Genomic DNA, 27000 nt, shown 5'->3' on the forward strand with positions numbered 1-27000 from the left:
AAAGCTGGGTGGCCGCAGTGCCCGAGATCAGCTTGTCCGCCGCGATTTCTGTGGCATCTACCGGACCCGAGCGGTCGACATTGGTGAGGGTTTGTGTTGGACGTCAGACGAATTTGACCTTTGCGTCATAAACTGACCCAACACACCCTTGTAATACCCCCCCGGACTGTTTCATTTGATCTGGCTTCCTTTTCGGAAATCAGGGCTGATTTGCAGATCAGACGGCGAAGCCGCCTGTTCCTGCTGATCTGCCCCGTGGCGAACGCGGGAGGGGGCGAGGCAATGCTATTCGACAGGGGTGGTGCGGCCCGCAGGCGAAGCCGAGGACACGGCCCTGTCTAATAGGGTTGCCCGAGGGGGAGGGCAGCGCCCTCACCCTGACGACCAGTGGCGTTTGGCTTGTCCAAATCCCGCTGGACCACAAAAAACATCGATGGCCGATAACCCACCACAACTAGTAAGTAATACCCTGAGCCGCCCTCCACCGAATGACGCAGATGTTGCGGTCGCAGCTCGCATTGCGGAAATTCGCTGCTGCTGAGGAAAGCTGCACCTAGCGAGGCTAAATCTCATGGAGATTTTGATGTCGGTCACCTATAGTTCGATGCTTTTGCTGGGCGGACATTCGTGCGGTTGTAGGCCGGTGCGGAGACTTCTATTACTGAACGATAGCTTCACGTTCAGTACGGCAAGCGCTTTTGAGAGAAGATCATGATTGACACCATCATTGCGCGGCGACTGAGCGGCGTTGACGCCGATGGCAAATTATTTGAGCTGCCCCAAACTGGCCTTCTAGGTCGGACGAAACCCATTGTCGTCTTAGGCGATGCTGGAATGGGAAAGACGACCCTTTTGGAAGAAATCGGACAAGAGGCTGGCTATAAATTTGTTCACGCAAGACGCCTAATCCGATCGAATGATCCTTCAAAACTCCTAGGTGACGCCAATACCTTCGTCATAGACGCGCTAGATGAAATAGCAGTACAAGCCGAAGGAGATGCAGTAGACGCCGTCCTTGCTGCGCTTGAGGTAGCAGGGTTCCCAAACTTCATTCTTTCTTGTCGCGTGGCTGATTGGAGAAGCGCTACAAGCGTGCAAGCTGTGGGGGACACCTATGGCGACGATCCACTGGAGCTGTTTCTGGAACCAATCTCTCGGGATGACGCCCGCAGTCTTTTGTCGAAAGACATCGGAGATGAGCGCGCCGAGACTGTACTCATTCATTTTGAAGAAAACGGGCTTGAAGGGCTGTTTGGCAATCCCCAAACGCTGAAGCTGATCAGAGCTGTTGCTAGTAGTGAGGAACTGCCTGTTTCAAAAGCGGCGCTGTTCAGCCTTGCCGTGGCGAAGATGTGGGCGGAGCACAGTCAAAAAAAGCCAAATTCATCGTTATCAAGGCTAAATGAAATCGAAGCTCTTGATGCAGCAGGAGCCACATTTTCCTCTCTCATCTTAACCGGCAAGAGGGCTGTATCCAGATCTGCTATCCCAGTGATGGACCAAGATGATCTTGCTGTGGCGGAAGTTGGTATGCTGGTCTCAAAGGAAGCTCTTGATGCGGTCCTGGGCAGTCGTTTGCTTACAAGTCACGTAGAAGGGGACCCAGATAGGTTTAGCTACACGCACAGGAGCGTCGGCGAGTTCCTAGCGGCGCGTTGGCTTGCGCAAAAGGCGGATACTGACAGAAAACGGCGACGCCTACTGAAGCTATTTGAAGGACTTGGGCTTGTTCCAGCAAGTCTTAGAGGTGTTCACGCTTGGCTCGCTCAAGATACTCGCCTTGCCAATCAGGTTATTGCTGCAGATCCAATGGGTGTAGTGGAGTATGGCGACACTGATGACTTTTCGGATTCGCAGGCACGCGCTCTACTGGAAGCGCTCTTCGATCTGGGCGATCGGGACCCCCGGTACTATGACTTCGACAAAACGCATTCGCTGAGGGGTATCGCCAAATCATCACTTTGCAATGAAATTAGAGACTTAGTTGTATCTCGTTCAACGCCGTTCTTTCTGAGAGCATTGCTCTTGCATTCAGTTTCCGGATCACTGGTCGCGACTTTGCTGTCTGAAACCCTCCAAGACATGGTACTTGATCCCGATGTCACGTTCCATGAGCGACGAATTGCTGGTGATGCACTTTCCGACTTGTCACTAGATCATCTTGACTGGGCTCGATTGCTGGCAGAGCTTCACGACTTAGCCGATGAAAGTTCGCTAAGGCTCGCGGTGGAATTGCTTCCTGGCATCGGCTTCGAGGGCCCAACTGACACCCAAATCGTCGAGTTGATTGTTGCTTTCAGCGGGCTTAGCCTTTGTGCTTTTCCTCGAAAAAAGCGACATAGAATCGGTGGGGTGCTTTGGGGCTTAGAGAAAAAGCTCCCAGACGAACGGATTGAACCCGTTCTCGACATCTTGGCCGATTACTTGAGTGCTCTGCTGGGTAGCGACTTCGATCGTTTTGAAGATTCAGATGCCATCAACGTAGTCTATGCTCTTACCGAAAGGCGCTTGGAACTCGGAGAAGTGGACCCACTGAAACTTTGGAAGTGGATGTCGTCCTTCGGAGACTGTCGCGGTTTTCGTGACGATTCTTATAAGGCGATCTCAAATTGGCTGAAAAATAACGACGAGGCGAGACGAAGAATTCAGCGTTTTGCATTGTTGGAGGAGGTCGGCTCTAAGACGGTATGGATGCGGGGTTGGAGGCTCAGCGACCAACTTAATGGGCTCTATCCAGATGAAGGCGACATCATTGCTCTTCTGGAGAGCCTTGATCCTTTGACTGAGGCCAAAGGAGACCGCTGGAAGGACCTCGTCCGCCTATGCCCCCAAGATGAAGAACGCGGAAAGAGAGTGCGCAAAGCTGCCCTTCCTTTCGCAACCGAAAGAGATGGTCGGGATCTCCTCGAGCAACTAGCTAGCCCGCAAGTCCCAGAATGGCAGAAAAGGCAAGAACAGCGGGACCGAAAACAAAATGAAGAAAAGCAGAAATCGTGGGCAGATCACAGAGAGAGTTTTCTCAAACATATCGATAATCTTCGCGATGGGCGATACGGTGAGGTCGTTAACCCGGCAAAGGCATACTTGAACCTTTTCTCGGACATAGGCAACGACGTGCCCGCCCATGAGAGGATCGAACAGTGGTTGGGCCCGGAGCTTCAAGATGCCGCATTTGAGGGCTTCGAGGCTTATTTCACGAACGAAGGATCGACGCCATCCGCTCAAGAAATCGCTAGCTCCTACGCCGAAAGCAAACGCTGGGACGCTGCATACATATTCGTTGCTGCAGCTGCTGAAAGAGTTCGCAACAATAAGCCCCTCGATGATCTTTCTAACCAGAGGTTACTCGCTGTTCTTCTTGAAATCCGGCTAACGCATATCTTGGATCATGCCAAAATTGAACACGTTTCCGAAATTGTGGAGCGAGAAGTCAAGAAAAGGTCAGGGCTTTGGGAGATGTTCTGGCGCTTGCGGGTCGAGCCACAACTGAAGGCTCAAAGCGAACATGTTGACGGGCTCTACGAGATAGCTCGCGGAACGAATGATGATGACTTGGCGAACAGCCTGGCCTGTGAATGGCTGGAACGGTTTCCGAACATGTCGCATCGAGCAGAAACTGAGCTTATCGACTGTATCATCGCTGCTGGCAATTTCGGGTTTCTGAACCAATATGTCGGCAAACGAAGGGCGAGCGATAACTATGACTATGAGCGTCGTTCTGACTGGGACGCAGTTGCCTTTCTAGTTGACTTCGAATCTGTACAAGAAGAGCTTTTCAATTCGCGATGCGATGACCCAGAATTCCTCTGGCACTTACGATCGCGTCTTAGCCGACGCCGCGATGAAGACCAACCTGTGCCACTTTCCGCTGTGCAGTTTTCTTGGATCATAAGGTGCTTTCGGAAGTTGTGGCCGAACGTGCCTCATCCTAGTGGCGGAACAAGCGGTGATGCAAATCCTTGGGACGCAGCAGATTATCTGGGCACTTTGATCAACCGCCTTGGAGGACTAACTTCGGACGAAGCAGTAGCAGAACTTCGCGCGCTATGTGATGCACCCGATGACGGTTACACTGATTATCTGAAAAGGACCTTTGCTGAGCAGGCACAGAAGGTTGTCGAAGAGAAATATGTACCCCCTAAACTTGCCGACCTCGCGTCTGTGCTTAACGATGGGTCGCCAAAAACAATGGATCAACTTCAAGCAGTTATGCTTGAAGAGCTAATTGAAGCTCAACGGAAAATTCGGTCCCATCCAGTTGATTGGTACAAAGATTTTTTCAGGGAAGACGAGCCCAAAGACGAAGAAGACTGCCGAGACACTCTTCTGAAGATGTTCGGTGACTATCCGTATGGAATTCTTTGTGAGCCGGAAGGCCATCTCGCTGATGACAAGCGCGCAGACATTCGTTGCACAATTGACCAGTTGATGTTGCCTGTTGAAGTCAAGGGACAGTGGCACAAGGACCTCTGGCATGCCGCGGACACCCAACTAGACAGACTATACAGCAACGATTGGCGTTCTGAGCGCAAAGGTATCTACCTTGTGTTTTGGTTTGGGCCCGATGTCCCAAAAAATAAGAAGCTCAAATCACAGACTAGTGGCGCAAAACTCCCAACTTCTGCTGAAGAGCTTAGAACTGCCCTTATAGAAAACAGCGACGTTGCCAAGAAAGGCAATGTCGAAGTCTTCGTTATGGATTTAACTAGGCCCCAGACGTTGTGATTGCTCGTGCCACGCAGAATACTCTACGCTCCAAATTGATCCATAGTAGGGTTGTGATACTTCGCGCCCTTCCCCGGGCTGGAAGAACCTGTCTGTTGAAAGCGATCGCAAAAGAAATGGACGACGGATCAGCGTGGTTTCTTAGCGAGAATTTTGCTGAAGCAAAGCACCAAGATATCCAAGCCGCATTCGGCAAAAAAGTAGTTTGTGTCGACGCGATAGAAGGCGCTCAAGTCGCAAAAGTTGAGTCGATTATCCGCACGTGTGCCGAGCACAAACAATCTGCGCCGAAGTTCATTCTGGTTGGTCGAAATGCTAAGGCGGAACAAGCGCTTAGTACTGCACTTATTGGGATAGCAACAGACCAAGAGCTCCCACCTATCCAAATTCTGGAGCATTTGAGCGAAGATAAGCCGCAGCTGACTACTCAGGGTCCTTCAAGCACCGCAACTCCGCAAGCGCAATCCACCAATACGCCTCAATGGAACAAAGAAGCCCTTTGGTTACGCGGTGGTCTTCCCGAAAGTCTCAATGCAGATAGTGATGAGCAAAGCTTCATCTGGAGATCGAATTACCTTGCTTCTTTGCTAAATCAAGACTTGGACTGTTGGGGCATCGATGCAAGTGATCGCCTCCCTGATGTTTTTCAATATGTCGCCAACACCAACGGCGAGCAATTTGACGATGTAAACTGTGCAAAGAACCTTTCGGTGAAGAAAGAGAGTATCAGGAAATCACTAAACCTACTTCAAAGAACTGGCCTCATACGACGCTTGCCGAACTGGCCAGTCGGAAGCAATCAAAGTCTCAATTCCATGCCGGTTTTCTACGTCAGAGACTGTGGTTTACTGCACGCTGCTCTTGGCATTCGGTCAATGGAACAGCTTTGGAGGCACGACGCGTTGGGACACAGCTGGGAGAGCTTCGCAGTCGAGGCGATCGTCAATGCATCAAATGGCAATGCGACGCCTGCGTTCTATCGAGACAAAGAGAAAAACGAGATCGACCTCGTCCTCAGGTTTTCCAGCGACGAGATCTACGCAATCGAGATGAAGGTGAATTCAGATGCGAAAGCGAAGAAAGGTTATGCGATCGGATGCGATGCTGTTAGAGCAACGCACAGGTATATAGTCCACTCCGGCGAAACGGATTTCACTTCAGATGGAGGTGTGCCTCGGCTCAAGCTTGTTTCTGCGCTAAAGCGATTGCCACAGTAGCGACAAGCACCGGGTGCTACTCAATCCAAAGTCTGCTTGTATAACGCAGATCCATCAGTGATGCACCCGCAGCGATAGACCGCTTCACTCCCGCTAGGCTTCACCAAAGTCACCGTCATCATTGACTTTCAGGCCCCATGGGAGGCTTTGGAAAACTGGGATCAGGAGTACGCTCATCACCAAAAAAGCGGTCACGAAGACAATGTCTCGGTAAACGCTGGGATCTTCGTGCACGACAGGGGTTGCTCGGAAGACCTGTTCGACTAAGAAAACAAGCGTGGCAGCTAAGAAAACCGCGTGAACTGCACCTTCGACAAATCGCCTTTCCGGAGAATAAACCCGGTTCCTGAGGATTCTGTACCTCTTGCGCAGGCGGACCAGCTTCCAAGGCACAGTTCGGAGCGTATCGCCTTCCTCCTTCGGCTGAGGCACTTCTGGCAGCTTTAGCAGTCGCTCTGGGCTTTCTTCCGGGTTGAGGGGAGTTGGATTCAGACCGTATCTCTGATTGACCGCGCGCCAGAAGCTGGGCGGCATTTCGGTAAGTCCACGTTCGTAGTTGCCGATGGTGCCGACCGAAACCTGGAACTCAACTGCAAACTCAGCCTGAGTCTTCCGGTTTTTTCGCCTGATCAGAGAAAGCCGCCTTCCATCATTTGGATGCGCTTTTGATTCGGCAATCTTCATCTTCTTCGACTTCATTCTCCGACTTCCCCCAAAATTGGGTACACGAGCGCCAACAACCTCACGCAGCACCAAAAAATACCTAGCCTTTGTCTCTCCAGATGCATCAGTTGAAATCAAACGGTGATTTTCAACATTCTGCAAAATATTGTGGATCGTTTCTACTTGCGATCAAGATGATGTGGAGCCTTGGTGCTGACCAGCCTCTTGCCTGCTGGAGGTTTACACGCAAACTTGTCGGCAATTGGCGAGGCCAAAGCAGGACAAACAGCGTGAGTATCTGGCGATGACTAAGGTCGATCGGGACGTATTTGCAGCTCATGAAGCGTTGAAAATGGAGCTACGCCTCAGGGGCTCATCGCTGGCCGCTATAGCACGGGAGGTCGGTGTCTCACGCACGACCGTGTCGCTTGTCGGCTTACGAAAAATGAGCGTGCCGCGGGTGGAACGCGCCTTGGCGGCGGCCGTCGGTAAACCCGTCGAAGAGTTGTTCGGAGCAGCTAAAGAGGAGGAGAACAAACAATGAGCCCATAAAAACCAAAGGCCTCGAAAGAAGCTAGCGACTTCCATCAAGGCCCGAGGTGCAAAAGTTTGATGCCCTTTGCACCTCCTTCATGACCCAAATTTCGAAACCCGTCAACCGCGCAGAGCGTTTCTGCGGGTGGGTTTCGTTTACCTCAACATAAAGGAGAGCCACACGGCGCCGGTGTGAACCGGTGGCCATGGCAAACACTATGACAAAAGATGATGATGACGACTTTTATCGTCCGCCTTCGCCGACCGTAGCGGGGCTGATGTTTCCCGCGCGGTCTAAACAGACCGTACGTGGTTTCACACTGGCTATGACGCCTGCAGAGCAACGATGGCGACAGATTATCAGTGCCAGCCAAGGGGAGCGTGAAACCTGCCTGTTGTCGCTGGCAATGCCAGATCTCTGGAACCTCATCGATCAGCCAAAGCCGGTGAGCTTTGTGGACGTGGATGGCAGACAGCGAACCCACAGGTTCGACTACCTCGCCGTGTTCAAGAATGGTCGCCGCGTCGCCATTGCGGTGAAACCTTCGGAGCGCGTTGAGCGACTGAACTTCAAAGCCACGCTGCAAGCTATCAAGCGCGACTTGCCCATTGGCTTTGCCGAGCAGGTGGCCTTGGTCACAGAGCGAGAGCGGCACAAGGTCGAGGTTCGCAATGCTGAGCTGCTGAATTTCTTTCGGCGATGTTCTGACGAAGAGGCTGACAACATCGTTGTCGATCTGATTAACGGGCTCTTTGGCGAGGTTCCGATCAGTGATCTGGTTGAGAAATCTGGCCTTGGTGCCCGGGCGTTTCGCGCGACGTTCCGTGCGATCTACGCGGGCAGGCTCAATGCGAATACGCGAGAGCACATCTCCATCAACTCCATCGTTGCACCAGGAAAGGGCTGGGCATGAAACATGAACCTATCCGGCTTGGCGTGACACCGTGTGATGCCATCGTCGCCAACGGGACAATACAAGCCATCACCAAAGTGACTGACCTGTTTGTCGAAATGAAACCTCTGCGCGGGGACACCGAACCAATCTCCTTGACCCACGCAGAGCTATCAGAGCTCATCAGCACCGGTCAGTTCTCCATTCAGTATGGGTATTTTGAAAGCCGTCAGGTTGCACGTCGGGCAATAGCTGGCCGGTCTTTGATGTCGCGTGTGTCGACGAAATCTCAACTCGATGCCTTTTGGAAAGAGTGCTGGAGCACAACGTTCTTGGAGATGGAGGCTGAAGATAAGCTCAACCGCTCAGCGGAACGATGGGAAGAGTTCCTGCCGGAGCTGGAACGCCGTGTCACAGAAAAGCTGAAGAAAGGACTGAAAGCGGCAACTGCCGGGGCCAGCTTTGATAGTATTGAGCTGCGCAGAACACCTTGCAGAACCTCAGTCATGTCTTGGCTGCGGGAGTGGGAAACGTCCAAAGACCCAATGGTCTTTGTAAAGAAATCCATCTTCAACGGTAGTAATGCTCGGCGTATCGACGCTGAGCGCGAAGCTATCATTCAAGGGATTCTCGAGAGCTACTTGCATCCAAATCAGCTTCTCGCCGGTCACATCCATGATGATGTAAATGCGGAAATCCGACGGCGCAACGCAGTCCGTATCGCGAGCGTTGAGCCGCCCCTAACTGAGGTCTCTAAAAGCACCATCGAACGCCGCATCAAGGAGCTCGACAAGTTCGAGGTGCTTGCCGCCAGAAAAGGACTAGCTGCCGCAAAGAACAAGCTAGGGTCTCATGGTGGCGGATTGAAGCTGGATGTCCCACTTCACCGCATTGAAATGGACGAATGGGAGATTGATCTCATCGCTCTCCTTAACAAGAGCGGATACAATATCAGCCAAGACAATGTGCGGGATCTCGAAACTGGCCGATACTGGGTGTGCGTCGCATTTGATGCCGCCAGCCGCAGTATCCTTGGTCTGAAGCTTTCGCGAAGCCCCACGGCTGAAGACGCCAAAGCTGTCTTGTGGATGGCAATGCGCGACAAGACTGGACTGGCTCGTCAACTGGGCTGCGAAACGGGCTGGAAACAGTATGGTCATATCGGCCATGTCGTCGTCGACAACGGCCCCGCATTCGTCAATGCAGAATTCAAAGCGGCACTTTCAGATCTGTGCATTGACTACTCGGTCCTTCCTGCGGGAATACCGAAACTGCGCGGTCGCATCGAGCGGGTGTTTCGTTCCATCATAACTCTTTTGATGCCGCATCTGACAGGACGCACGTTCTCAAATCCTCAAGAACGTGGTGACTATCCATCCCAGAAATATGCGGTGCACACCGCCGAAAGTATCATCGAGCTTTTGGTTCGGTTCACTGTCGATGTGTACCACAACCGCAAACATCGGGGATTGGAATACGCAACCCCCAACATCGTTTGGGATCGGCTCATCAAGGAATTTGGGTGGTCACCGCCCATGAGTCATCACACCCTGCGGCATATCCTTGGGGTCGCAATGTCGCGTGATACCGGTCCTCACGGTGTTCTCGTGAATGGTGTGAATTATCACTCTGACCGTCTTGCGAAGCACTTCCAGAAATTTGGCAAGCAACATGTGGATATACGCATCGACCCCGAAGATATGGGGCATATTTCCGTCTGGCTGGAGAAGGGGAAAGACTCTGGCTGGTCAACTCTGAAAGCCCAGATCGACGGACTGGAAGGTGTGTCCTTTGCCGCCTGGGAGCGATCCGTGTTTGAGCTTCGGCAGAACAATCGCAATGCGGCATCGCTGACGCAGGGCGTGGTGGATCGCGCTATCAAAAGGATCAAGGAGATAGATGCGGAGCAATGCTCTCTGCGACAGCTTGGTCCGATTGGCGACACGTATGATCAGATCAAAAGGGCCCAGAAAGAAACCTTCTGGGGACTCTCATTGGGGAGCGACCCAGAGCTTAACGCAGCTCCGGCTGAGGATGGTAACAGCGAGCCTCAGGGCCTTCTGTCCAACGAAATCACACATGATCCGACACCAAGCCGCGCTGACCAACCCGTACTGCGAGAGGAACAGAACGCACCAATCGAATTCTGGTCTTTCGGCGACGACGCCGATGGCCGGCATGAATTCTCCGACAAGGATGAAGACGATGAATAAAGACGACAATGAAATCCGCAAAACTGTCCAGGATCTGCGCTCGGCATTTGTACCGACGCCGTCATATCGCAAACTCGAAACCCACTTCCGGGCATTACTTAAGCAGCGGCGCGCCGACGTGAGAGACGGAACCATCAACAACGCGCGGGGCATTGTTCTTGTCGGGCAATCCGGCAGTGGGAAAACCACCGCCATTCGGGAGTTAATCCGTAATAACAATTCCTTGCTCCAGATGGATCCCACGCAAGACATCTGCGAGTTCTTCAGCCTTCAGGTTCCAAGCCCGGCCACCATGAAATTTGTTGGCGCAGCGACGCTTCGCGCTCTTGGCTATCCCTATTCCGGGGACAAGCAGGGTCCGGCTATATGGGATCAGGTCAAGGTCCAGCTCAAGCTAAGGCAGACCTGTTTTCTGCATCTCGACGAAGCACAGGATTTGGCTCGATATCAGACAGACAAGGAGCGCCAGTCTGTTGTTAACACCCTCAAGTCCGTAATGGAAAACTCCCTCTGGCCGACCGGGCTCATCCTGTCCGGCATGCCGGATCTTAAGAAGATCGTGAACCAGGACCCTCAATTGGCGCGCCGCCTTTATCCTGTCGAGATCGGCAGGTTGCATGCGGTCCGAGATGTGGAGCCTGTACTCGACATTGTCCAGAAATACGTCGCGAGGGCGAAGGTAGAAGCACAATCGTGTGTGCGAAACGAAAGCTTCGCGAAACGTCTCATGCATGCAGCGGACTACGAGTTTGGTCTGATGGCAGAGATTACAGTTCAGGCCCTCTCAAAGGCCCTGTTCAATGATGGGTTCGAGGCCCAACTCCAGCTTCGTCACTTTGCAGATGTGTTTTTCGATCGAAGCGCCGCTATCGATGCCCTAAATCCGTTTGTCGCTGAAGACTTTGCGCGGATAGATCCGCGGCAAATCTTTGAGTTCGATGGAGAGAATGCATGACAGCACCTCTTGTCCTTGCTCTCCCCTTCATTGAAGGGGAGACGCTTTCTGGCTACGTCAGCCGCAACGCAAAACTCCATGAAACCACCCCGAGAGATTTCTGCTCCGATCTCGGGATGCGCTGGCCGTTTCTGTGCAGCGGCCGCGATCATCAAATCGAGCGACTGGCGTGGCTGATAGGTGTCCAGCCGTCCCTGTTAAAGACGTGGAGAACCCGGAAAATCGGGATCGGTCGTTATGAGGTGGGTCGGGCGATTGCCAGTACGGGCACGTTGAGGCGCACAGCAGTACGGCTTTGCCCGCGTTGTGTGGAGAATGCACTTTCGGACGTCGGATCACATGGCTTATTTCAAATGCTTGAATGGTCAATTCTTTGCATAGAAAGATGCGCGCATCACGGTTGCCAGTTGATGACGATCCCGTCTGCGGCGTTTTCTCATGCGACTTACGATTTCGTTACGCGCGTGATGGAACACAGGGATAAAATTTCCAGGGCTAACGATTCATGCGTGCTCCTACCTGACATCAGCTTTGAAGCCTATGTCCGGCGAAGGATCTGGCGTGGGCCAGAGGATGATTGGCTGAAAGATCTTGAGCTTACGCAAATCCACCGCGGAAGCTTGTCGCTTGGCGCAGCAATGAGTGGGTTCAAAGAAAAGTTTCTCAAGAATCTCCCATCTACCGAGCTGCGCAGTTTCAGCCAGATTGGATTTGAGAGGTTGGTAGATGGACCCGATGCGTACAGAGAGGCGCTCATTGAACTTCATCGTCAGAGCGGGGCGGAAAAGCCATACTACACGACGGACTTCGGCCCTCACTATAGTTGGCTGCGCGAAGCTCAAAAGGAACCAGCAATGAAAGCGATGATTGACGTCGCACGCGAGCATGTATTCGATACCTATCCTACCCCAACGGGAAAGAGGGTGTTTGGAGAGCAACCGAAAAAACGGATTTGGCTCTCTATGGAAGAAGCGAGAAGGCGTACAAATCTGGGTGTTGTTTTCCTTAAGCTGTTGCTTGGCCATCTAGACGGCATATCGAAGGCTGAGGCACTTAAACGAACGGAGTTAAGTGTGAAAGAGGTCGAAAGAGCTAAGGCGTACCGAGATACTTTGCTCAACCTCAAAGATGCGGCATCGCGATTGGGTATTCTGCCCCAGCAGGTTAAAGGACTGCAAATTCGCGGCGTTCTTAATACCATCAAAATCACCTCGTCTCTTCGATACTTACTACGCGAGCAGGTGGATGGTCTCGTGAAGAAAGTTGAAACTCTGCCCCATAGCTTGCTAGGAAAATCCACTGTGCCACTGAAGGAGTTCTGCCGCGCCAAAGGTGTGCATCTGGCACGCGTGATAGAACTTTGGGACCGAGGTGGATTGGCAGGTAAGGTTTGCCGGGGCGACGGTGCTGGGTTGCAAGCGCTGGAGTTGGACTGGAATGCGCTCTGCGGAAAGACAACAATTCAGCTTGATCGCGATTTGGAACTGACGGAAGCAGCAAGCTATCTCCAGATCAGTGTGATTTCTATCAGGCGTTTGAGGGATGCAGGATACCTGGAAGTAATTTCACGCAGAAATCCTGACACCAATCACCTGAAGCAATACGTCAGCAAACAGAGCATCCAGGAATTTGAACGCCAGTACGTAACGCTCGGTCAGTTGGCGCAGGATCAAAATGTGAGACCTATCCATCTTGCGCGCAAGTTTGAACGTGAGAACCTTGAGCCTATCAACTGTATTGCTGGGCATGTCAGGGTCTATTTAAAAGATGGAATAAACGGATGGTTTGGTAAGAATGTCTGAAATTCTGACGATTGAGCTATCCGAGGCCGAGTTCGCTGAGCTCCGCGAGCTAGCACATCAGGCCAGCATGAGTGTCGAGGAGCAAGCCGCGTGTATCATAGAAGCACATTTCGAAGCCCGGAAACGAGTTCAGAAACCGGAGGTTTCAATCGAGTTTCTGCGTCAAAACGTAGATGCTGTCTTGGATGCGGTTGATCGCGGTCCTGTTTACATCAGAGCTGAGAATGAACGTGCCTTTGTGATCATGCTGACGGAAGAGTATGACCGGTTGTCCGCACCCGATTGATGCGGGTTGAAGTTGGGCGGCGCATTTGGGCCGCCCGAACTGTTTACCAGTAATACTTGTGTGGTTTGCGCCCATCTGGCCAATTGATGTTGTCAGGATCAGCACCTTTGACAACGTGCCTTTCCAAGGACTTGGTTTTTCGCCGCGCGGGTCTCGTATGAAACAGCTTGTCGTGCCAGCGGGGCCAGTTCTCCAGCCAGTGTATGGTATCCGGACCTTCCGACAGTCGATGCTCGAGCCCCCGTGCCGAGTAGCCGATCCGAGATACAGTGCGCGCCCGTTTGCGTTTGTAGTGGGCCATTGTAGCGGCCTTTCATGTAGTTTCGTTGCTACATGGCACCCTCCTTTGGTTCGTTCGTTTCAAGCCGCACTCGGCTTGGTCGGCCGAAAACGCAGCCGACTTGGATATTGGATTGCGTCTGTGAAAGCAAGGGAGAGGTGACTTTTGAGGCGGATCACGACAAGCAGTGATTAGTAGTACACTCAACCAGAAGGCGGTTCACATAACACCCGTTCAATGATGTTCGCGGTTTTTTATGACGCTGCAATTCGTGCATTGGTTGCAGAAAACTGCCATTCGAGACGCGGTTCGAAGTCGACCGCAGTGCGGACTAAGTTAGCTTTCGCTGCGGTTTCCCCAACGTCTGTTTTCGGGGTTCGGCGCGCTCAAGAGCCAAAGTGGCTGATTGCGCACAGTACTCAGGAGGTTCGGAAGGAAGCCCATTACTCAATACTTCTGCGCTGTGCAAGAATTGGATCGAACATCGCGCAACCGTCAAGTGATATCAACTTTGAACGGTTGATCTCAGGCCGGATTGGAAACGGAAATTGGCAAACTTAAAGGAAGGCGGTGCCGTAACGCAACATTGCCCTTCCGGCCTTTAACCGGCCCAACCCGATGTGACTTGTGCCGGACAAAACGCAAATATGCAGACGTATCCCTTGTTGAAGTGGCTTTTTTCCAATGGACGACCGGAAGGGGAATGTTAGTTTTTATTCAGGACCTTCCCGTCAGTCGCGTTCCAGTGCAATCGCGATACCCTGACCCACGCCAATGCACATGGCGGCAAGGGCGCGTTTCTTCACGCCTATTTGCAGTTCCAGTGCCGCTGTTCCGGTGATCCGGGCGCCGGACATGCCAAGAGGGTGGCCTAGAGCAATGGCGCCACCATTGGGGTTTATCCGCGGGTCGTCGTCGGCGATGCCGAGATCGCGAAGCGTGGCAAGGCCCTGGCTTGCGAAGGCCTCGTTCAGTTCAATCACATCGAAATCTTCCTGACCGATTTCGAGCCGTGCCATCAGTTTCTTTGAAGCCGGCGCTGGGCCAAAGCCCATGATCCGAGGGGCGACGCCGATAGTGGCTCCGCCCAGAACCCGGGCCATGGGAATAAGGCCATGCGCTATCACGGCCGCTTCGGATGCCAGGATCAGCGCTGCGGCGCCATCGTTCACGCCCGAGGCGTTGCCCGCCGTAACCGTGCCATCTGACCTGACGAAGGTTTTCAGCTGCGCCAAGTCGTCTTTGCTGGTGCCCGGACGCGGATGTTCATCCGCCGCGACAGTTTTCGGGTCGCCCCGTCGCTGAGGAATGACAACCGGTGTGATTTCATGCGCCAGCCGTCCGCTGGCCATAGCTTGACAAGCCTTCTGTTGTGAGCGCAGGGCGAATGCGTCCTGATCTTCGCGGGTCACGCCAAAGTCTTCGGCCACGTTTTCGGCGGTTTCCGGCATTGCGTCGACGCCGTATTGCGCCTTCATCATTGGGTTGATGAAACGCCAGCCGATGGTGGTGTCATGCACTTCGTTCGCACGGCTGAACGCTTGCGTGGCCTTGGGCATGACAAATGGCGCGCGCGACATGCTCTCGACGCCCCCCGCGACGACCAGATCGGCCTCGCCGGCCATGATCGCGCGGGCACCGGTAATGACCGCATCCATGCCGGACCCGCATAGCCGGTTTATCGTTGTGCCGGGCACGGTTTCCGGGAATCCGGCCAGAAGCAGCGACATGCGCGCCACGTTGCGGTTGTCCTCGCCGGCCTGATTGGCGCAGCCGAGGATCACCTCGTCCACAGCGGCAAGGTCCATCCTGGCATTGCGTTCGGCCAGCATGGAAAGCGGGATCGCACCGAGGTCGTCGGCGCGCACCGAAGACAAGGCCCCGCCAAAACGCCCGATCGGTGTCCGGATGTAATCGCAGATATAAACCTCGGTCATCAGCCCAGCTCCGGCACAGTCAGATCGGCGACGTCACCGTTGATATGAAGCAACGCACCGGTGAGCGATTGCAGTTCGTCCAAGGATATACCGGCCAGTTTTTCGCGCAGCGCGAAATGCCCATCCTCGATGTCGACAACTGCAAGCGAGGTGTAAATACGTGTGATGCAGCCCACTCCGGTCAGCGGGAAGCTGCAATGCTCGACCAGCTTGGGCTTGCCGTCCTTGGTGGTGTGATCGGTGACCACCGCGACCCGTTTGGCCCCGTGGACAAGGTCCATGGCACCGCCAACCGCAGGCACGCCCTTGTTGCCGACACGCCAGTTGGCAAGATCACCGTTCTGCGCCACCTGATAGGCTCCCAGAACTGCGAGATCGAGATGCCCGCCCCGGACCATGGAAAAGCTGTCTGCATGGTGAAAAAAGGCCGCCCCGGGTTTCAGAGTGATCGCCTTCTTGCCGGCATTGATTAGGTCCCAGTCCTCTTCGCCGTCGCGCGGGGCTTCGCCAAATCCCAACACGCCATTTTCGGTGTGATAGGTGATGTGGCGGCCTTCTGGCTGGAACTTGGCGATCAATTCCGGAAAACCGATGCCGAGGTTGACATAGGCACCGTCTTCGATGTCTTGCGCTGCACGCCATGCGATCTGGGCGTTGGTGAGTTTTTTCCAGCTCATGCGTATTCCTCCTCGGCGCGGATCAGCACTTCCTCTTGCTGAGGATCGCGGACCTCGACGACCCCATCGACGAATAGACCCGGAGTGACCACGTGCTCGGGGTCGATCCCTCCGGGGTTGATGATTTCGCTCACTTGGGCCACCGTCCGGTCAGCGGCCATGCACATCAACGGGTTGAAGTTGCGCCCCGCAAGCCGGTAAACGAGGTTCCCGTGGGTGTCGCCCCTGGCCGCCTTGACGATGGCGAAATCGGCCTTTAGCCAGCGTTCCATCACATAAGGTTTGCTGTCGAATTCCTGGATTTGTTTTCCCTCCGCCAGTTCGGTGCCATAGCTGGTCGGGGTGAAAAATGCAGGAATCCCAGCACCGGCAGCACGAATGCGCTCAGCCAGTGTGCCCTGAGGGACCAGTTCCAGGTCGATTTCGCCACCAAGGTACTTCTCGGTAAACGCGCGAGGGTCGTACGATCGCGGAAACGAGCAGATCATTTTGGCAACCATGCCTGCGTCGATCATCGCCGCGATGCCGATCTTGCCATTGCCCGCGTTGTTGTTGACCACGGTCAGGTTGGCGGGGCTGCCCGTGGCCTTGTAACGGTCGATCAGCGCATGGATCAGTTCGATCGGAGCACCGGAGCCACCGAAGCCGCCGATCATCAGTACGGCACCGTCGGGAACGTCGGCGACGGCTTCTGCCAAAGATGGGATAGTCTTGTTCATTGGATGAATAGCCTATGATGGTCCCGTGCGCTCACAGCATGGGTTTGATTTTTCGTAACCCTTCCAGGGTGACCTGGGAAAGGTGATCGATCTCGGTTTGGGTCATGGGGGTTGAAAGCAACCCGGAACAGGTTTCGACCATGATCAGCCCATTGTCGAAGAAGTGGTTCAAAAGGGCCGAAATGCACTTCTGCTCATCTGGTCCAATGAAGGCGTCACGATAGGTTGTAGGCGGTGTTTCCTTCAGATGGATGCGGAACATCGAGCCGCGACCGGTTACGCATGCTGGTACGTCTGCCACGTTGATCGCTTCGGCGATGCCTTCGCGTGCCTTGTCAGCGAGCGTGTTCAGTTTCAGGACGGCGGGCTGGTCAAACATCACCATTGCTATCGAACCTGCGGTCAGAGTGACCGGGTTGGCGCTGAAGGTTCCGTAGTGCGGGAACTTGGCAGGGCCGTTCAGGGGATTCATGACCTCCAGAACTTCCGACCGCCCTGCGATGGCCCCCACGGGAAATCCTCCGCCAATCATCTTACCCATCGCGGTGAGATCGGGCTGAACCGAATAGGGCTGTTGTGCCCCGGAGTAATTAGTCCGGAACGTGATCACCTCATCAAAAATCAGGACCACGCCGTTGGAGGTGGCCCATTTTCGCAGAGCTTCGACGAAGGGATCCGAGGCCGGGATCACGCCGATTCGGTGCGGCAGCAGGTCGAGCAGGATGCCAGCGACACTGTCTTTGTGTGCATCCAGGATGGCAACCGCGCGTTCCGGGTCGTTGAACGGAATGATGACGACATCGTCGAGTGCCGATTTGGGAGTGCCATGGGCAACCGGTACGCTTGCCGGTGCGTCGGCATCGCCCCAGTTGGCTGGCTTGGCCGTCTGGCTGACCTCGGCGTAATCATAAAGGCCGTGATACGATCCTTCGACCTTGGCGATTTTCGGGCGACCCGTATAGGCGCGGGCTGCCTTGAGGCAACTCATCACGGCTTCGGTGCCGGAATTCACGAAGCGGAGTTTCTCGAAACTGCGGTTGCGTGCGACGAGTTGTTCGGCGTAGTCGACCTCGATTTCGGTGCCGACGGAAAACGCAGATCCGTTTTCCAGCTGCTTCTTGACGCCCTCGACGATGGCCGGGTGGGCATGCCCGTGAATCAAAGAAGCAACGTTATTGGCGAAATCAATTCGGCGGACGCCTTCGATATCGGTGACATAGCAGCCTTCACCTTTTTGGGCGTAGACCGGATGGGGCTTGCGAAGAATTGTGTTCCGGCTGCAGCCGCCCGGCATAACCTTTTGGGCGCGGTCATAGAGCGCGGCGCTTCGTGTTGGTTCAGACATGTCAGGTTTCCGGTGCAGTCTTGATCAGGTGTTCGAGTTTTCCGTCTACGCCATCCCATTTCTCGGCATCGGGAAGCGGTTCTTTCTGCTCGGTGATCTGCGGCCAGATCTGCGCGAGTTCCTCGTTGATCTCCACAAAGTGCTTTTTGTCTTCGGGGAGGTCATCTTCGTTGAAAATTGCGCCTGCCGGGCAAGCCTCAACGCAGGCGTCGCAATCGATACACTCGTCAGGGTGAATGACGAGAAAGTTCGGGCCTTCGTAGAAGCAGTCTACCGGGCATTCAGCGACGCAATCGGTGTATTTACATTGGATGCAGTTGTCGGTGACGACATAGGTCATGGCATGGATCCTGTAATTGGCCGGCGACCTAGGGAGAGTAGAAGCCGCCGGCCCTTCGACTATTCGGCAGCGAGCGCCGAGAGAGTCGGGATATCGTACATCGCGTAAAGCTCGGCTTCGTCGACGATCACACGGTCGTCATAGCCGTTGAACCAGATCGCTTCGGGATTGCGGCCGACCATCGTGACCTTTGCACGATCCGGCGCGTCCGCGGCCGAACGCAGAAGCTTGAAGACAACCACGCCGTTTTCGCCACCTTTGACGCCCGGAACCGGCGTCTTGGTTATTGCGGCAACTTCGGTCTTGCCCTTGTAATGGGTGATCGACAGGCGCGCGGATGCTTCGACACCGGACAGGCCCTTCTGCGATTCATTCAGGATTTCCCAGGCTTTTTCGATCGGCACGTTGAAGGCCTTGTGACCCACAATGTCGCGTCCACAGAAGAAGTAGTGGTTGCCAACGCCGTTGCGTTTCATTTCGCGTTGCAGAATGCGCAGGGCATCGGCGTCATCGTTGATGCCGGCAATGATCGGGGCCTGGTTTTCAACCACGATCCAGGGGCGGCTGCGGAAGCCCTGAACAGCCGCCAGAGCATCTGGATGCCACGTCAGGCCACCGGTCGCTTCGGGAATGTACTCGCCATTCGCGTCCTTGAGCAAAACCTCATCGGGGTGGTTGAAATGCACCATCATCCGGAGGCTGACACGCGGGTAGGCGGCATTGAACGCATCGAGCATGGCAAAGAAGGTTTCGTCGAACCGCTTGGGATAGAATGCCATTTCCTTGGTGCCGATGCGGATATTCTCGATTCCAGCCTCGGCCAGAGCGCCAAGCCACTGGGCGATGTTCTTGTTGCCCAGCACCATCGGGTCGCCGCCGGACATCAGAATCTCGCGCAGGCGCTCGCGGTTGGTTTCCGGGTGGCGGCCTCCGTTTTCATCGACAAGCCGGTTGTGTTCGGTGATGTATTCGACCACATCCTTGATCTGGGCCAGCCCCTTGGGGGCGACGGTGCCGTCTTCACGCGTGATCTCTTTTTTGGCGATCAACTCTTCGCGATAGCAGAACCGGCAGTGGGCTGAACACGTCTGTGCAACATAGATCAGACCGATCTCGTACTTGTGGATCAGGCCCTCGACCGGGCTATAGGTCATCTGTTTGCCAGGGTCTTCGGCACCATCAAGGTCGAAGGTCTCTTTCGGGCTAGCCTTGACCAACGTCTGGATCGGGCCGGAGTTCTGGGCCATTTCGAAATAGTGCCGCGTGATCTTGACTGGCATACGTTTCTGAACATCTCGGTCGGTACCATCGAGGTCCGTTATGGCTGCCAGTTCCTCGGGGGAATAGAACCCCTGCATGTCCTGAGGGATGGTCCCGTTGATGAACTTCTTCAGACCGGTGACGATGTCACGGTCGTATTTCCCGTTCTGGACAGTTGCCAGAAACTCAGCCTCTTTGTCAGAGGGTGCGTAACGCTCTTTGAGTGCCATTTCCATTTCCTTTGATCCGGTGCCATCGGGGGACGATCCCCCCTTGGCGGCTGTATCGTTTTTGGGAGGAAGTTGTGGTTTGGGCAAACGTTGAATCTTCACAGACCTATGAGAAAAAGTTATTTCAGGGTGGAAAAAAGAGGCGAATTGTTCGACTTAGCGTGCGAGAATGTAATATCGTGTGAGAAAATGGAGATTATGTATGAAGGCGTTCCAAAGGCGGTATATGCCATCCATTTCAGCACTGAGATGTTTTGAGGCGGCGGCGCGGCATCAGAGTTTTACGCTTGCATCGGAAGAGCTGGATCTGACCCAAAGCGCGATCAGTCGGCAGGTCAAGGAACTGGAGCAAACTATTGGCGCGCAACTGTTTCGAAGGACCGGGCGGGAGGTTGTTTTAACCCGCGCGGGTAAGCGCCTTGCCGATGATGTTTCCGCAGAACTTGATAACCTTCGGCGGATCATGATGCGGGCCGTGTCGGCGGGCAACATGAACTCGACCCTGAGGGTGGCCATCCTGCCGACATTTGCCACGCTTTGGCTTATCCCGAGGTTGCCGGGTTTTTTTGAGCAGCACCCCGAATTGGAGATCAGCTTTTCCACCCGATTGGAGCCTTTCGACCTGACGGCGGAAAATTTCGACTTTGCAATTCACTTCGGGCAGAAGAATTGGCCCAACACCGAAATGCGCCGGTTCTTTTCCGAACGGATGATCCCGGTCGCCTCACCCACCTTTGTTGAAAAGCACGGAATCAGGTCGCTGGCGAATTTGCTTGAGGCGCCGCTGATCCATACGTCATCACGGCCGTCGGCTTGGCAGGACTATATGGAGCAGATCGGGCTCAGGGATCGGGCCTATCTGACAGGTCGATACTTTGATCAGTTTTCAATGGTCATCGCCGCGGTGCAGGCATCTTTGGGGATCGGATTGCTGCCCCGCTTCCTCATTGAAAAGGAAATTGCGCAGGGCGCTCTTGTGGCGCTTGCCGAGGACGAGCTTGCGACCGAGAACAGCTATTACTTCGTCACGCCCATCGATCAGGAAGACGAAAACGTCGAGAAGTTCTATGTTTGGATGATCGGTCAGGTCGCCGACACCTCTGTGGATTAACGGCGCGCCTGGAGATCCAGCGGGCGGTACCTACCTGAGCGCGGCTACTGCTTCGGTGATCCGCTGCAATCCTTCTTTCAATTCCGCTATGGAATAGGCATAAGACAGCCGGAAGTGGCCGGGCAGACCGAAGGCGCGCCCCGGCACCAGCGCGACATTTGCCTGTGCCAACACATAGGCGCAAAATGATGCGTCGTCTTTGATGACCGTTCCATCTGGGCAGGTAAGGCCAAAGGTGCCAGTGCAGGACGGCAGTGCATAAAACGCCCCCTGCGGTTCTTCGCATTCAAGAAGGCCAATGGCATTCAGTGCGGATACGACGAAATCACGCCGCCTGCGAAACGCGGCATTCCGCTCATTCAGGTGATCCTGCGGGCCGGTCAGTGCGGCGGTGGCCGCGGCCTGTGCAATCGAGCAAACGCCGGAGGTCGACTGGCCCTGGATGGCGACCATGGTCCCGATCAGATCGACCGGCCCGATGCCCCAACCAACCCGCCAACCGGTCATGGCATGTGCTTTGGACACTCCGTTCACGATCAACGTGCGCCCGGCGAGATCGGGGGACACATCCACAAAACTGTGAAACGGCGCATAGGCGATGTGCTGGTAGATCTCGTCCGAAATCACCCATATTTCGGGGTGGGTGCGCAGAACATCCGCAATCGCCGCAAGCCCGTCACGCGTGTACATGGCGCCGGATGGGTTTCCGGGTGTGTTCAGAAGCAGGATGCGGGTCTTGTCGGTGATCGCCGCTTCAAGCCCTTCCGGTGTCAAAAGGAATCCGGTCTCGGCCGGACAGGGCACGGCGACCATTTTCGCTTCGCAAAAGCTGATCATGTCCGCATAACTAGTGAAATACGGGGCGGCGACAATTGCTTCGTCCCCCGGGCTCAGCATCGCCTGAACCGCGTTCGATAATACCTGCTTGGCGCCGTTTGAAACGATCACGTTTTCTGGTCCAAATGCGCCGCCCGCCCGAACGGCGATGACCTGCCGCAGCTCTGACACACCTTGCGTCGGAGGGTAGGTTGTCTTGCCCTCCAGGGCTGCGCGATGCGCGGCCTCGACGACATGAGGCGGGGTCGGAAAATCGGGTTCGCCGGTGCCAAAGCTCAGGATCGGTTTTCCTTGCGCTTTCAACTCCCGTGCGGCTTCGGAAATTCGCACGATTTCACTGAGCTGCAAGGTTTCGCTGCGCGCTGATCTTAAAAAACTTGAAGGGGGGAAATTGTTCATCACGGTGCCCGCGTCTTTATATCTTGGAGGGTTCGGCGTTCGCTTGAATCTTCACGCATCCCGCCGAAGCAATCCGCGTTCACGATAAACTTCGGCTGCTTCTCGCACGTAAGCGCCGGTTTCCTGCGCGTCGTAACGCGCGGTGAGTTCCTGGCTGGCCGCAAGCAGCTCACCATAAGAAGAACGGTTTGGGCGCAGCTTTTCGTAGACCTCCATTAATACTTCATTGGGCAGGTTTGTTAGTTCTGCGGCGCGCCGGAAATTGCGGGCAAGTTGACCATAGCCTTTCCGTTCCGCAAATTCGGCTTGGGCCATGAGCTTTGCCTTGCGGATCGTAACATCTTGCGGGGTCAACGTGCCGAGGCGCAGGCTTTCAATAGTCAGATCCTCGACGCTGCGCTGAGATTCCTTGCGCTTGATGTCGCCGTCATTCATCACGTTCTCGTCTTTAGCTGTCATCGCGGATTTCCAATTCGGTCAGCGGTTTGTCAGGAACGATGCAGCCGATTTCGCGTTTGTGCATCAACAGGCCATGTACGATCAGGCGCAGCCGGGCCATATTGTCGACCTTGACAGGGACCGGCAGCGGTGGATCGCTGAGTGCGTGGCAGGCCGCGTTCTGTCCGATTTGGACATAGGCGTCTTCCGACAGTAGAGGCGCCTGGGAAAACAGTTCGAGATTGTCCAATGGTGGCAGACCTTTGCGGGTGATCACCGCGGTGCCCTTGGACTGCAGGCCAATGCCGATACCGGACCCGCTGATCCCTGCGGCTTCGTAGCCAAGATTGCCGCAGTCGGCGTTGTGATGGACCTTCACGACACGGGCGCTCAAACCCTTTGCCTCGATGCCTGCGATCACTGCGCGAAGGGTTTTGCCATGGCCAAGATCGCAAAGTGTTTTGTCCAGATCCGCTCCAAATGCAGGCCCTAGGGCGATGACGACCTCGTTGTCGTTGGATGGCTGGGCAGGTCCCACCTCGGAGAAGGACAGTTCCGAGGAGGCGGCGGTCTCAGGCACCATTTCCTCGGCGCTTTTGGCTTGTGGAATTGCGCTGATCCGCGCCCAATCCTCTCCATCGACCCGATAGCCGGAACCTGGCCCGAGATAATCGTTTTGGTCGGTGAATGCGGATTTTGCCTGGAACTTCCGGTCAAGGATTGCTGCCGGTTGCAGATAGTCCCCTTCGACGCGGACGCGCTGCATGGCAAGGATGTTTTCCGCGATGTCCTGGTAACCGGCCTCGTCAAGCGCCATCGAGATGTCGAGCGCGGTGAGCGGGCCGTTGAGGAAGTCTTGCGCCGCGGCAATATCCGCCACCAGATCGCGCTCGGGCATATCATCAGAGTCGTTGGCAATAGCCGCCGCGTCGATTTCCGCGTCGGTGATTTCAGGAAAGCCGAGAGCGGCGAAAACCGCCTGCATCGCTTTCCCGGCGCGACGGCGCACAGCAATCGCCTCGTTTTCTTCAATCGGGAAAATGCCAGCGTTCACCCGCATATCGCGCTGGATCACCATCCAGTCGTCGAGGTCGTAGGAGTCGAAGTTGCCGCCGCCGAACATGTTGTCGCGCCGGGGCATTGATGAGTATCCAGATGTGACAAAGTCTGTACCAGGCAAGAACTGAAGCATAAGCTTGGCCGCTTTGCGCATGTCGCTGTGCGAGGACATCGCATCATTGCCTGACGCAACCTCAAGCCCCAATGCCGCGGCGATGAGGTTTTCGGCCATGATCGCACGTACCCCTTCGGGGACTGCGCCCGTGAGGGCAACACAGGATATCGCACCATTCTGAACGCCCTGCGCGCCTGACGCCTTGACCAGCAGCAGACAACGAACTTCGAGATAGAGCATAGATTTACCTGCCTCGTACCCCATCAGGGTTTCTGAGCCAGTGCCGGAAGTGAATCGGATCTTAATCCCGCGCGAGGCGTAAGCCGAGGCGAGCAGGCCTTTCGACCATGGGGTGTCGTCGCCGTCACGCAATGACTCGTCCGTCCCATAAATCGAGAGAGTTTCAGCGTAGGACGTCAACCCTTTGAGGCCCAGGCGCAGATTGAGCGCCTCTTCCACTGCGCATTGAGTCAGAACGCCTCCACGCGGGGTCTGCGATCCTACCAGTAGAGCAAGTGCGTTGAACGGTGCCATCCTGGCTACACGGCAGGTGGTTTCCAATTCGTCAAACCCTCGCAACGCTGCCTCGGCGGCGTCTGCGGCCATCAAGACCGGGTTTTCTCGCCAGTTTGTCACATGCGCCTGATTCGCCGGCGTGCGTCGGGCGCGCATCTTCTGCATCGCCATCATCATTTCGACGACATTCAGGTGGCTGACGATCTCGCATAGCTTCGCGGCAGTACAGCCGGTGAGCAACCGGACCAAATCTTGCCGTGGGGATTGGATGTCTACCAGCATGCGGGCCAGAGTCAGGGATGGAGTGGCCATGGCTTCTTCTGCGACATCAAGATCTATCGCATAGCGTGCGATGTAGCGGTCGATCGCATCGAAGTCTTCTTCTTCCCTTCCGTCCATTTCGACAATGCGACCACCCAGGATCTTCATCGATGGGGTTGGATCATTCGGGCTATTCATCGCAATGAGCCCTAGAGACGGGTCTTCGTTCACAAACGTATCGGAGTTGACCGGTCGCTGCGCTCTGATTGCGAATCTCTTTGATTGTTCCATTGCTGGCTCCCGCAAGATCTTCAAGATATGTAACATGTCAGTATATAGATGCAAAGCATTTTGAGATTATGCGAAGGTGAGAAAGAGACAAATCACTTAAAAACAAATAGAAGAAGGGGATCTTGAGCACTTCTCCGAAAATTATTGACAGAGCTAACTGACATGTTACCTATTGGAAAACCAGGCAGGGAGGGATAATGGCTTACGATTACATCATCGTTGGGGGGGGCTCTTCTGGATCTCTGGTGGCAGGAAAGATGGCCGAGGTGGGCGCCAAGGTGCTGGTGCTCGAGGCTGGTGGCTCTGACCAATCGCCCCTGATCTCGATGCCGGCAGGATTCGTCAAGCTGCTGTCTGTTGAAAAGTACATGTGGTTTTATGAAAGCACGGTTCAGCAGCGCCTTGGTGGGCGACAACCGGTTGTGCCCACTGGACGCGTTATCGGTGGTGGTTCATCGGTCAATGCGATGGTTTATATACGTGGTCAGGCCAGTGACTACGATCCTTGGGTCGAAGCGACTGGTGACCAAAGCTGGGGTTGGGACGGTTTGCTGCCGATCTTCCGTTCGATGGAAGGCAACAATCGCTACAATAATGAACTGCACGGGGTGGATGGCCCACTCAAAGTCTCGGATCCGATCTATGTTTGTGATCTTAGCCGCCGTTATGTGCAGGCCGCCCAGGCCGCCGGTATTGCGTTCAACCCGGATTTCAATGGACCACGTCAGGCCGGCACTGGGTTTTTCCAGCTGACCACCCATAACGGTAAACGTGTGTCTGCCGCGACGGCGTTTTTGCATCCGGCCCAGAAGACCGGCAACATTGATGTGTTGACCGGCTGCCTTGTTCACCGTGTGATCTTGGAAAAGGGCCGCGCGGTTGGGGTTGAATATTCCCGCGGCGGCAAGCTCAAGACCGTGCGTTGCGAAAGCGAAGTCGTGATGTGCGCAGGTGCTATCGCCACGCCTAAGATCCTGATGTTGTCCGGCATTGGGCCGAAATTCCATCTCAAGGAAATGGGAATTCAGACCAGGGTTGATCTCGATGGCGTCGGTCAGAACCTCCAGGACCATACCGAAGTTCCGGTGCTGGCGTTCTGTAATGGCAAGCATGGTTATTTCGGGCAGGACAAGGGCCTGAGGATGATCAAGGCAGGCCTCCAGTACCTTTTGTTCAAATCGGGGCCGGTTGCCTCGAACGGGGTTGAGGCTTGTTCGTTCTTCGATCCTGACGATCTGTCGAACGAAGCCAAGATTCAGCAATTCTGCGTGCCTTCGGTTTACCTTGAACCTGGCACGACAGACCTGAAGCCAACCTATGGCGTCACACTCAATTCCTGTGTGCTGCGTCCGGGATCGAAAGGTTCGGTTCGGTTGGCGAGCGCGGACCCCACCGAACAGCCGCTTGTGGATACCAATTACTTTGAGGATCCCGAAGATCTTCGGCTGTCTGTCGAAGGGGTGCGTCAAGGTCGCCGCATACTCGCTTCCGATCCGATGAGGGACATCATCGCACAGGAAGTCTTCCCGGGGCATCGAGTCGATAGCGACGAAGCCCTGGCCGAGCACGCCCGAAAATTCGTTAAAACCGTCTATCACCCGGTTGGGACTGCACGTCTTGGTCGTGAAGGGGATCCCTTGGCGGTGTTGAATTCCAAGTTGCAGGTCTTTGGTGTGGAGGGGCTTAGGGTCGCTGATGCATCAGCAATGCCAACGATCATGAGCGGCAACACCAACACAACGACCCTCGCTATCGCAGATCGTGCTGTTTCCTTTATGCGTGCAGCGTAACCAGCCGAAACGCCGGGCGCAGCGTGCGTATTGGCGTCCGAACGAGCTTCGCTTTGATATTGAGGCGAAATTCGAAAGACCAAGAACTGAAATGATGGACATGGAGG

Annotated in this window: 21 protein-coding genes; 10 read left to right on the top strand and 11 right to left on the bottom strand. The window is 54.9% G+C overall.

Features of this window, described 5'->3' with window-relative positions; genetic code table 11:
- Positions 1-711 precede the first annotated feature (711 nt).
- Entirely contained in the window at positions 712-4725 is a 4014-nt protein-coding gene (locus tag ACR0JA_RS14700; RefSeq protein WP_480576184.1) for an NACHT domain-containing protein, read from the top strand.
- Between the two features lie 95 nt (positions 4726-4820).
- Positions 4821-5942: an ATP-binding protein gene (locus ACR0JA_RS14705; RefSeq protein ID WP_480576187.1), complete on the top strand. Its 1122-nt coding sequence runs from the start codon at positions 4821-4823 to the stop codon at positions 5940-5942.
- Between the two features lie 93 nt (positions 5943-6035).
- Here the strand turns inward: ACR0JA_RS14705 and ACR0JA_RS14710 are convergent, their stop codons facing one another.
- The gene (locus ACR0JA_RS14710; protein ID WP_480576190.1) at positions 6036-6641 is read right to left on the bottom strand and encodes a helix-turn-helix domain-containing protein; all 606 of its coding nucleotides are present in this window, start codon (positions 6639-6641) and stop codon (positions 6036-6038) included.
- Between the two features lie 268 nt (positions 6642-6909).
- Here ACR0JA_RS14710 and ACR0JA_RS14715 point away from each other — a divergent pair, with 268 nt between their 5' ends.
- From ACR0JA_RS14715 to ACR0JA_RS14740, 6 genes are all read left to right on the top strand, one after another.
- On the top strand, positions 6910-7149 hold the full coding sequence (locus tag ACR0JA_RS14715) for a helix-turn-helix domain-containing protein (protein ID WP_480576193.1): 240 nt from the start codon (positions 6910-6912) through the stop codon (positions 7147-7149).
- A 208-nt stretch (positions 7150-7357) separates the two neighbouring features.
- Positions 7358-8053 (top strand): PDDEXK family nuclease, encoded by a 696-nt coding sequence (locus ACR0JA_RS14720; RefSeq protein ID WP_480576196.1) that lies wholly within the window; start codon positions 7358-7360, stop codon positions 8051-8053.
- Positions 8050-10245 (top strand): DDE-type integrase/transposase/recombinase, encoded by a 2196-nt coding sequence (locus tag ACR0JA_RS14725; protein WP_480576199.1) that lies wholly within the window; start codon positions 8050-8052, stop codon positions 10243-10245. The genes ACR0JA_RS14720 and ACR0JA_RS14725 overlap by 4 nt, the downstream gene beginning before the upstream one ends.
- Positions 10238-11200, top strand: coding sequence for a TniB family NTP-binding protein (locus ACR0JA_RS14730; protein WP_480576201.1), 963 nt, complete (start codon positions 10238-10240; stop codon positions 11198-11200). Before ACR0JA_RS14725 ends, ACR0JA_RS14730 begins: the two co-directional genes overlap by 8 nt.
- Positions 11197-13002, top strand: a complete 1806-nt coding sequence (locus ACR0JA_RS14735) for a TniQ family protein (RefSeq protein WP_480576203.1) — start codon at positions 11197-11199, stop codon at positions 13000-13002. The genes ACR0JA_RS14730 and ACR0JA_RS14735 overlap by 4 nt, the downstream gene beginning before the upstream one ends.
- Positions 12995-13288: a hypothetical protein gene (locus ACR0JA_RS14740; RefSeq protein WP_480576206.1), complete on the top strand. Its 294-nt coding sequence runs from the start codon at positions 12995-12997 to the stop codon at positions 13286-13288. Before ACR0JA_RS14735 ends, ACR0JA_RS14740 begins: the two co-directional genes overlap by 8 nt.
- A gap of 43 nt (positions 13289-13331) precedes the next feature.
- Here ACR0JA_RS14740 and ACR0JA_RS14745 read toward each other — a convergent pair whose 3' ends face one another.
- The 7 genes from ACR0JA_RS14745 to ACR0JA_RS14775 form a co-directional block, all read right to left on the bottom strand.
- Positions 13332-13589, bottom strand: a complete 258-nt coding sequence (locus tag ACR0JA_RS14745; protein ID WP_480576209.1) for a hypothetical protein — start codon at positions 13587-13589, stop codon at positions 13332-13334.
- 710 nt (positions 13590-14299) lie between these two features.
- Positions 14300-15505 carry a 3-oxoadipyl-CoA thiolase gene (pcaF, locus tag ACR0JA_RS14750; RefSeq protein WP_480576212.1) on the bottom strand — a complete coding sequence of 402 codons (1206 nt, stop codon included), beginning with the start codon at positions 15503-15505 and terminating at the stop codon, positions 14300-14302.
- Positions 15505-16182 carry a 3-oxoacid CoA-transferase subunit B gene (locus ACR0JA_RS14755; RefSeq protein WP_480576215.1) on the bottom strand — a complete coding sequence of 226 codons (678 nt, stop codon included), beginning with the start codon at positions 16180-16182 and terminating at the stop codon, positions 15505-15507. The genes pcaF and ACR0JA_RS14755 overlap by 1 nt, the downstream gene beginning before the upstream one ends.
- Positions 16179-16901 carry a 3-oxoacid CoA-transferase subunit A gene (locus tag ACR0JA_RS14760; RefSeq protein WP_480576218.1) on the bottom strand — a complete coding sequence of 241 codons (723 nt, stop codon included), beginning with the start codon at positions 16899-16901 and terminating at the stop codon, positions 16179-16181. Before ACR0JA_RS14760 ends, ACR0JA_RS14755 begins: the two co-directional genes overlap by 4 nt.
- 31 nt (positions 16902-16932) lie before the next feature.
- The gene (locus ACR0JA_RS14765; protein ID WP_480576221.1) at positions 16933-18246 is read right to left on the bottom strand and encodes an aspartate aminotransferase family protein; all 1314 of its coding nucleotides are present in this window, start codon (positions 18244-18246) and stop codon (positions 16933-16935) included.
- Between the two features lies 1 nt (position 18247).
- Positions 18248-18586, bottom strand: coding sequence for a ferredoxin FdxA (fdxA, locus tag ACR0JA_RS14770; protein ID WP_480576224.1), 339 nt, complete (start codon positions 18584-18586; stop codon positions 18248-18250).
- Between the two features lie 59 nt (positions 18587-18645).
- Positions 18646-20076: a KamA family radical SAM protein gene (locus tag ACR0JA_RS14775; protein ID WP_480576227.1), complete on the bottom strand. Its 1431-nt coding sequence runs from the start codon at positions 20074-20076 to the stop codon at positions 18646-18648.
- Between the two features lie 202 nt (positions 20077-20278).
- On the opposite strand from ACR0JA_RS14775, the gene ACR0JA_RS14780 reads away from it, so the two are divergent.
- A complete protein-coding gene (locus ACR0JA_RS14780) occupies positions 20279-21187 on the top strand; it encodes a LysR substrate-binding domain-containing protein (protein ID WP_480576230.1) in 909 nt (302 codons plus the stop codon).
- A 30-nt stretch (positions 21188-21217) separates the two neighbouring features.
- Here the strand turns inward: ACR0JA_RS14780 and ACR0JA_RS14785 are convergent, their stop codons facing one another.
- From ACR0JA_RS14785 to ACR0JA_RS14795, 3 genes are all read right to left on the bottom strand, one after another.
- The gene (locus ACR0JA_RS14785) at positions 21218-22372 is read right to left on the bottom strand and encodes a pyridoxal phosphate-dependent aminotransferase (RefSeq protein ID WP_480576233.1); all 1155 of its coding nucleotides are present in this window, start codon (positions 22370-22372) and stop codon (positions 21218-21220) included.
- A 102-nt stretch (positions 22373-22474) separates the two neighbouring features.
- On the bottom strand, positions 22475-22882 hold the full coding sequence (locus tag ACR0JA_RS14790; RefSeq protein WP_480576236.1) for a diol dehydratase small subunit: 408 nt from the start codon (positions 22880-22882) through the stop codon (positions 22475-22477).
- Complete coding sequence (locus ACR0JA_RS14795) at positions 22872-25103, bottom strand: propanediol/glycerol family dehydratase large subunit (protein WP_480576238.1); 2232 nt, start codon at positions 25101-25103, stop codon at positions 22872-22874. The genes ACR0JA_RS14790 and ACR0JA_RS14795 overlap by 11 nt, the downstream gene beginning before the upstream one ends.
- A 197-nt stretch (positions 25104-25300) precedes the next feature.
- Here ACR0JA_RS14795 and ACR0JA_RS14800 point away from each other — a divergent pair, with 197 nt between their 5' ends.
- Positions 25301-26893 (top strand): GMC family oxidoreductase, encoded by a 1593-nt coding sequence (locus ACR0JA_RS14800; RefSeq protein ID WP_480576241.1) that lies wholly within the window; start codon positions 25301-25303, stop codon positions 26891-26893.
- Positions 26894-27000: the final 107 nt, after the last annotated feature.

The organism is Ruegeria sp. AM4 (assembly GCF_056540665.1).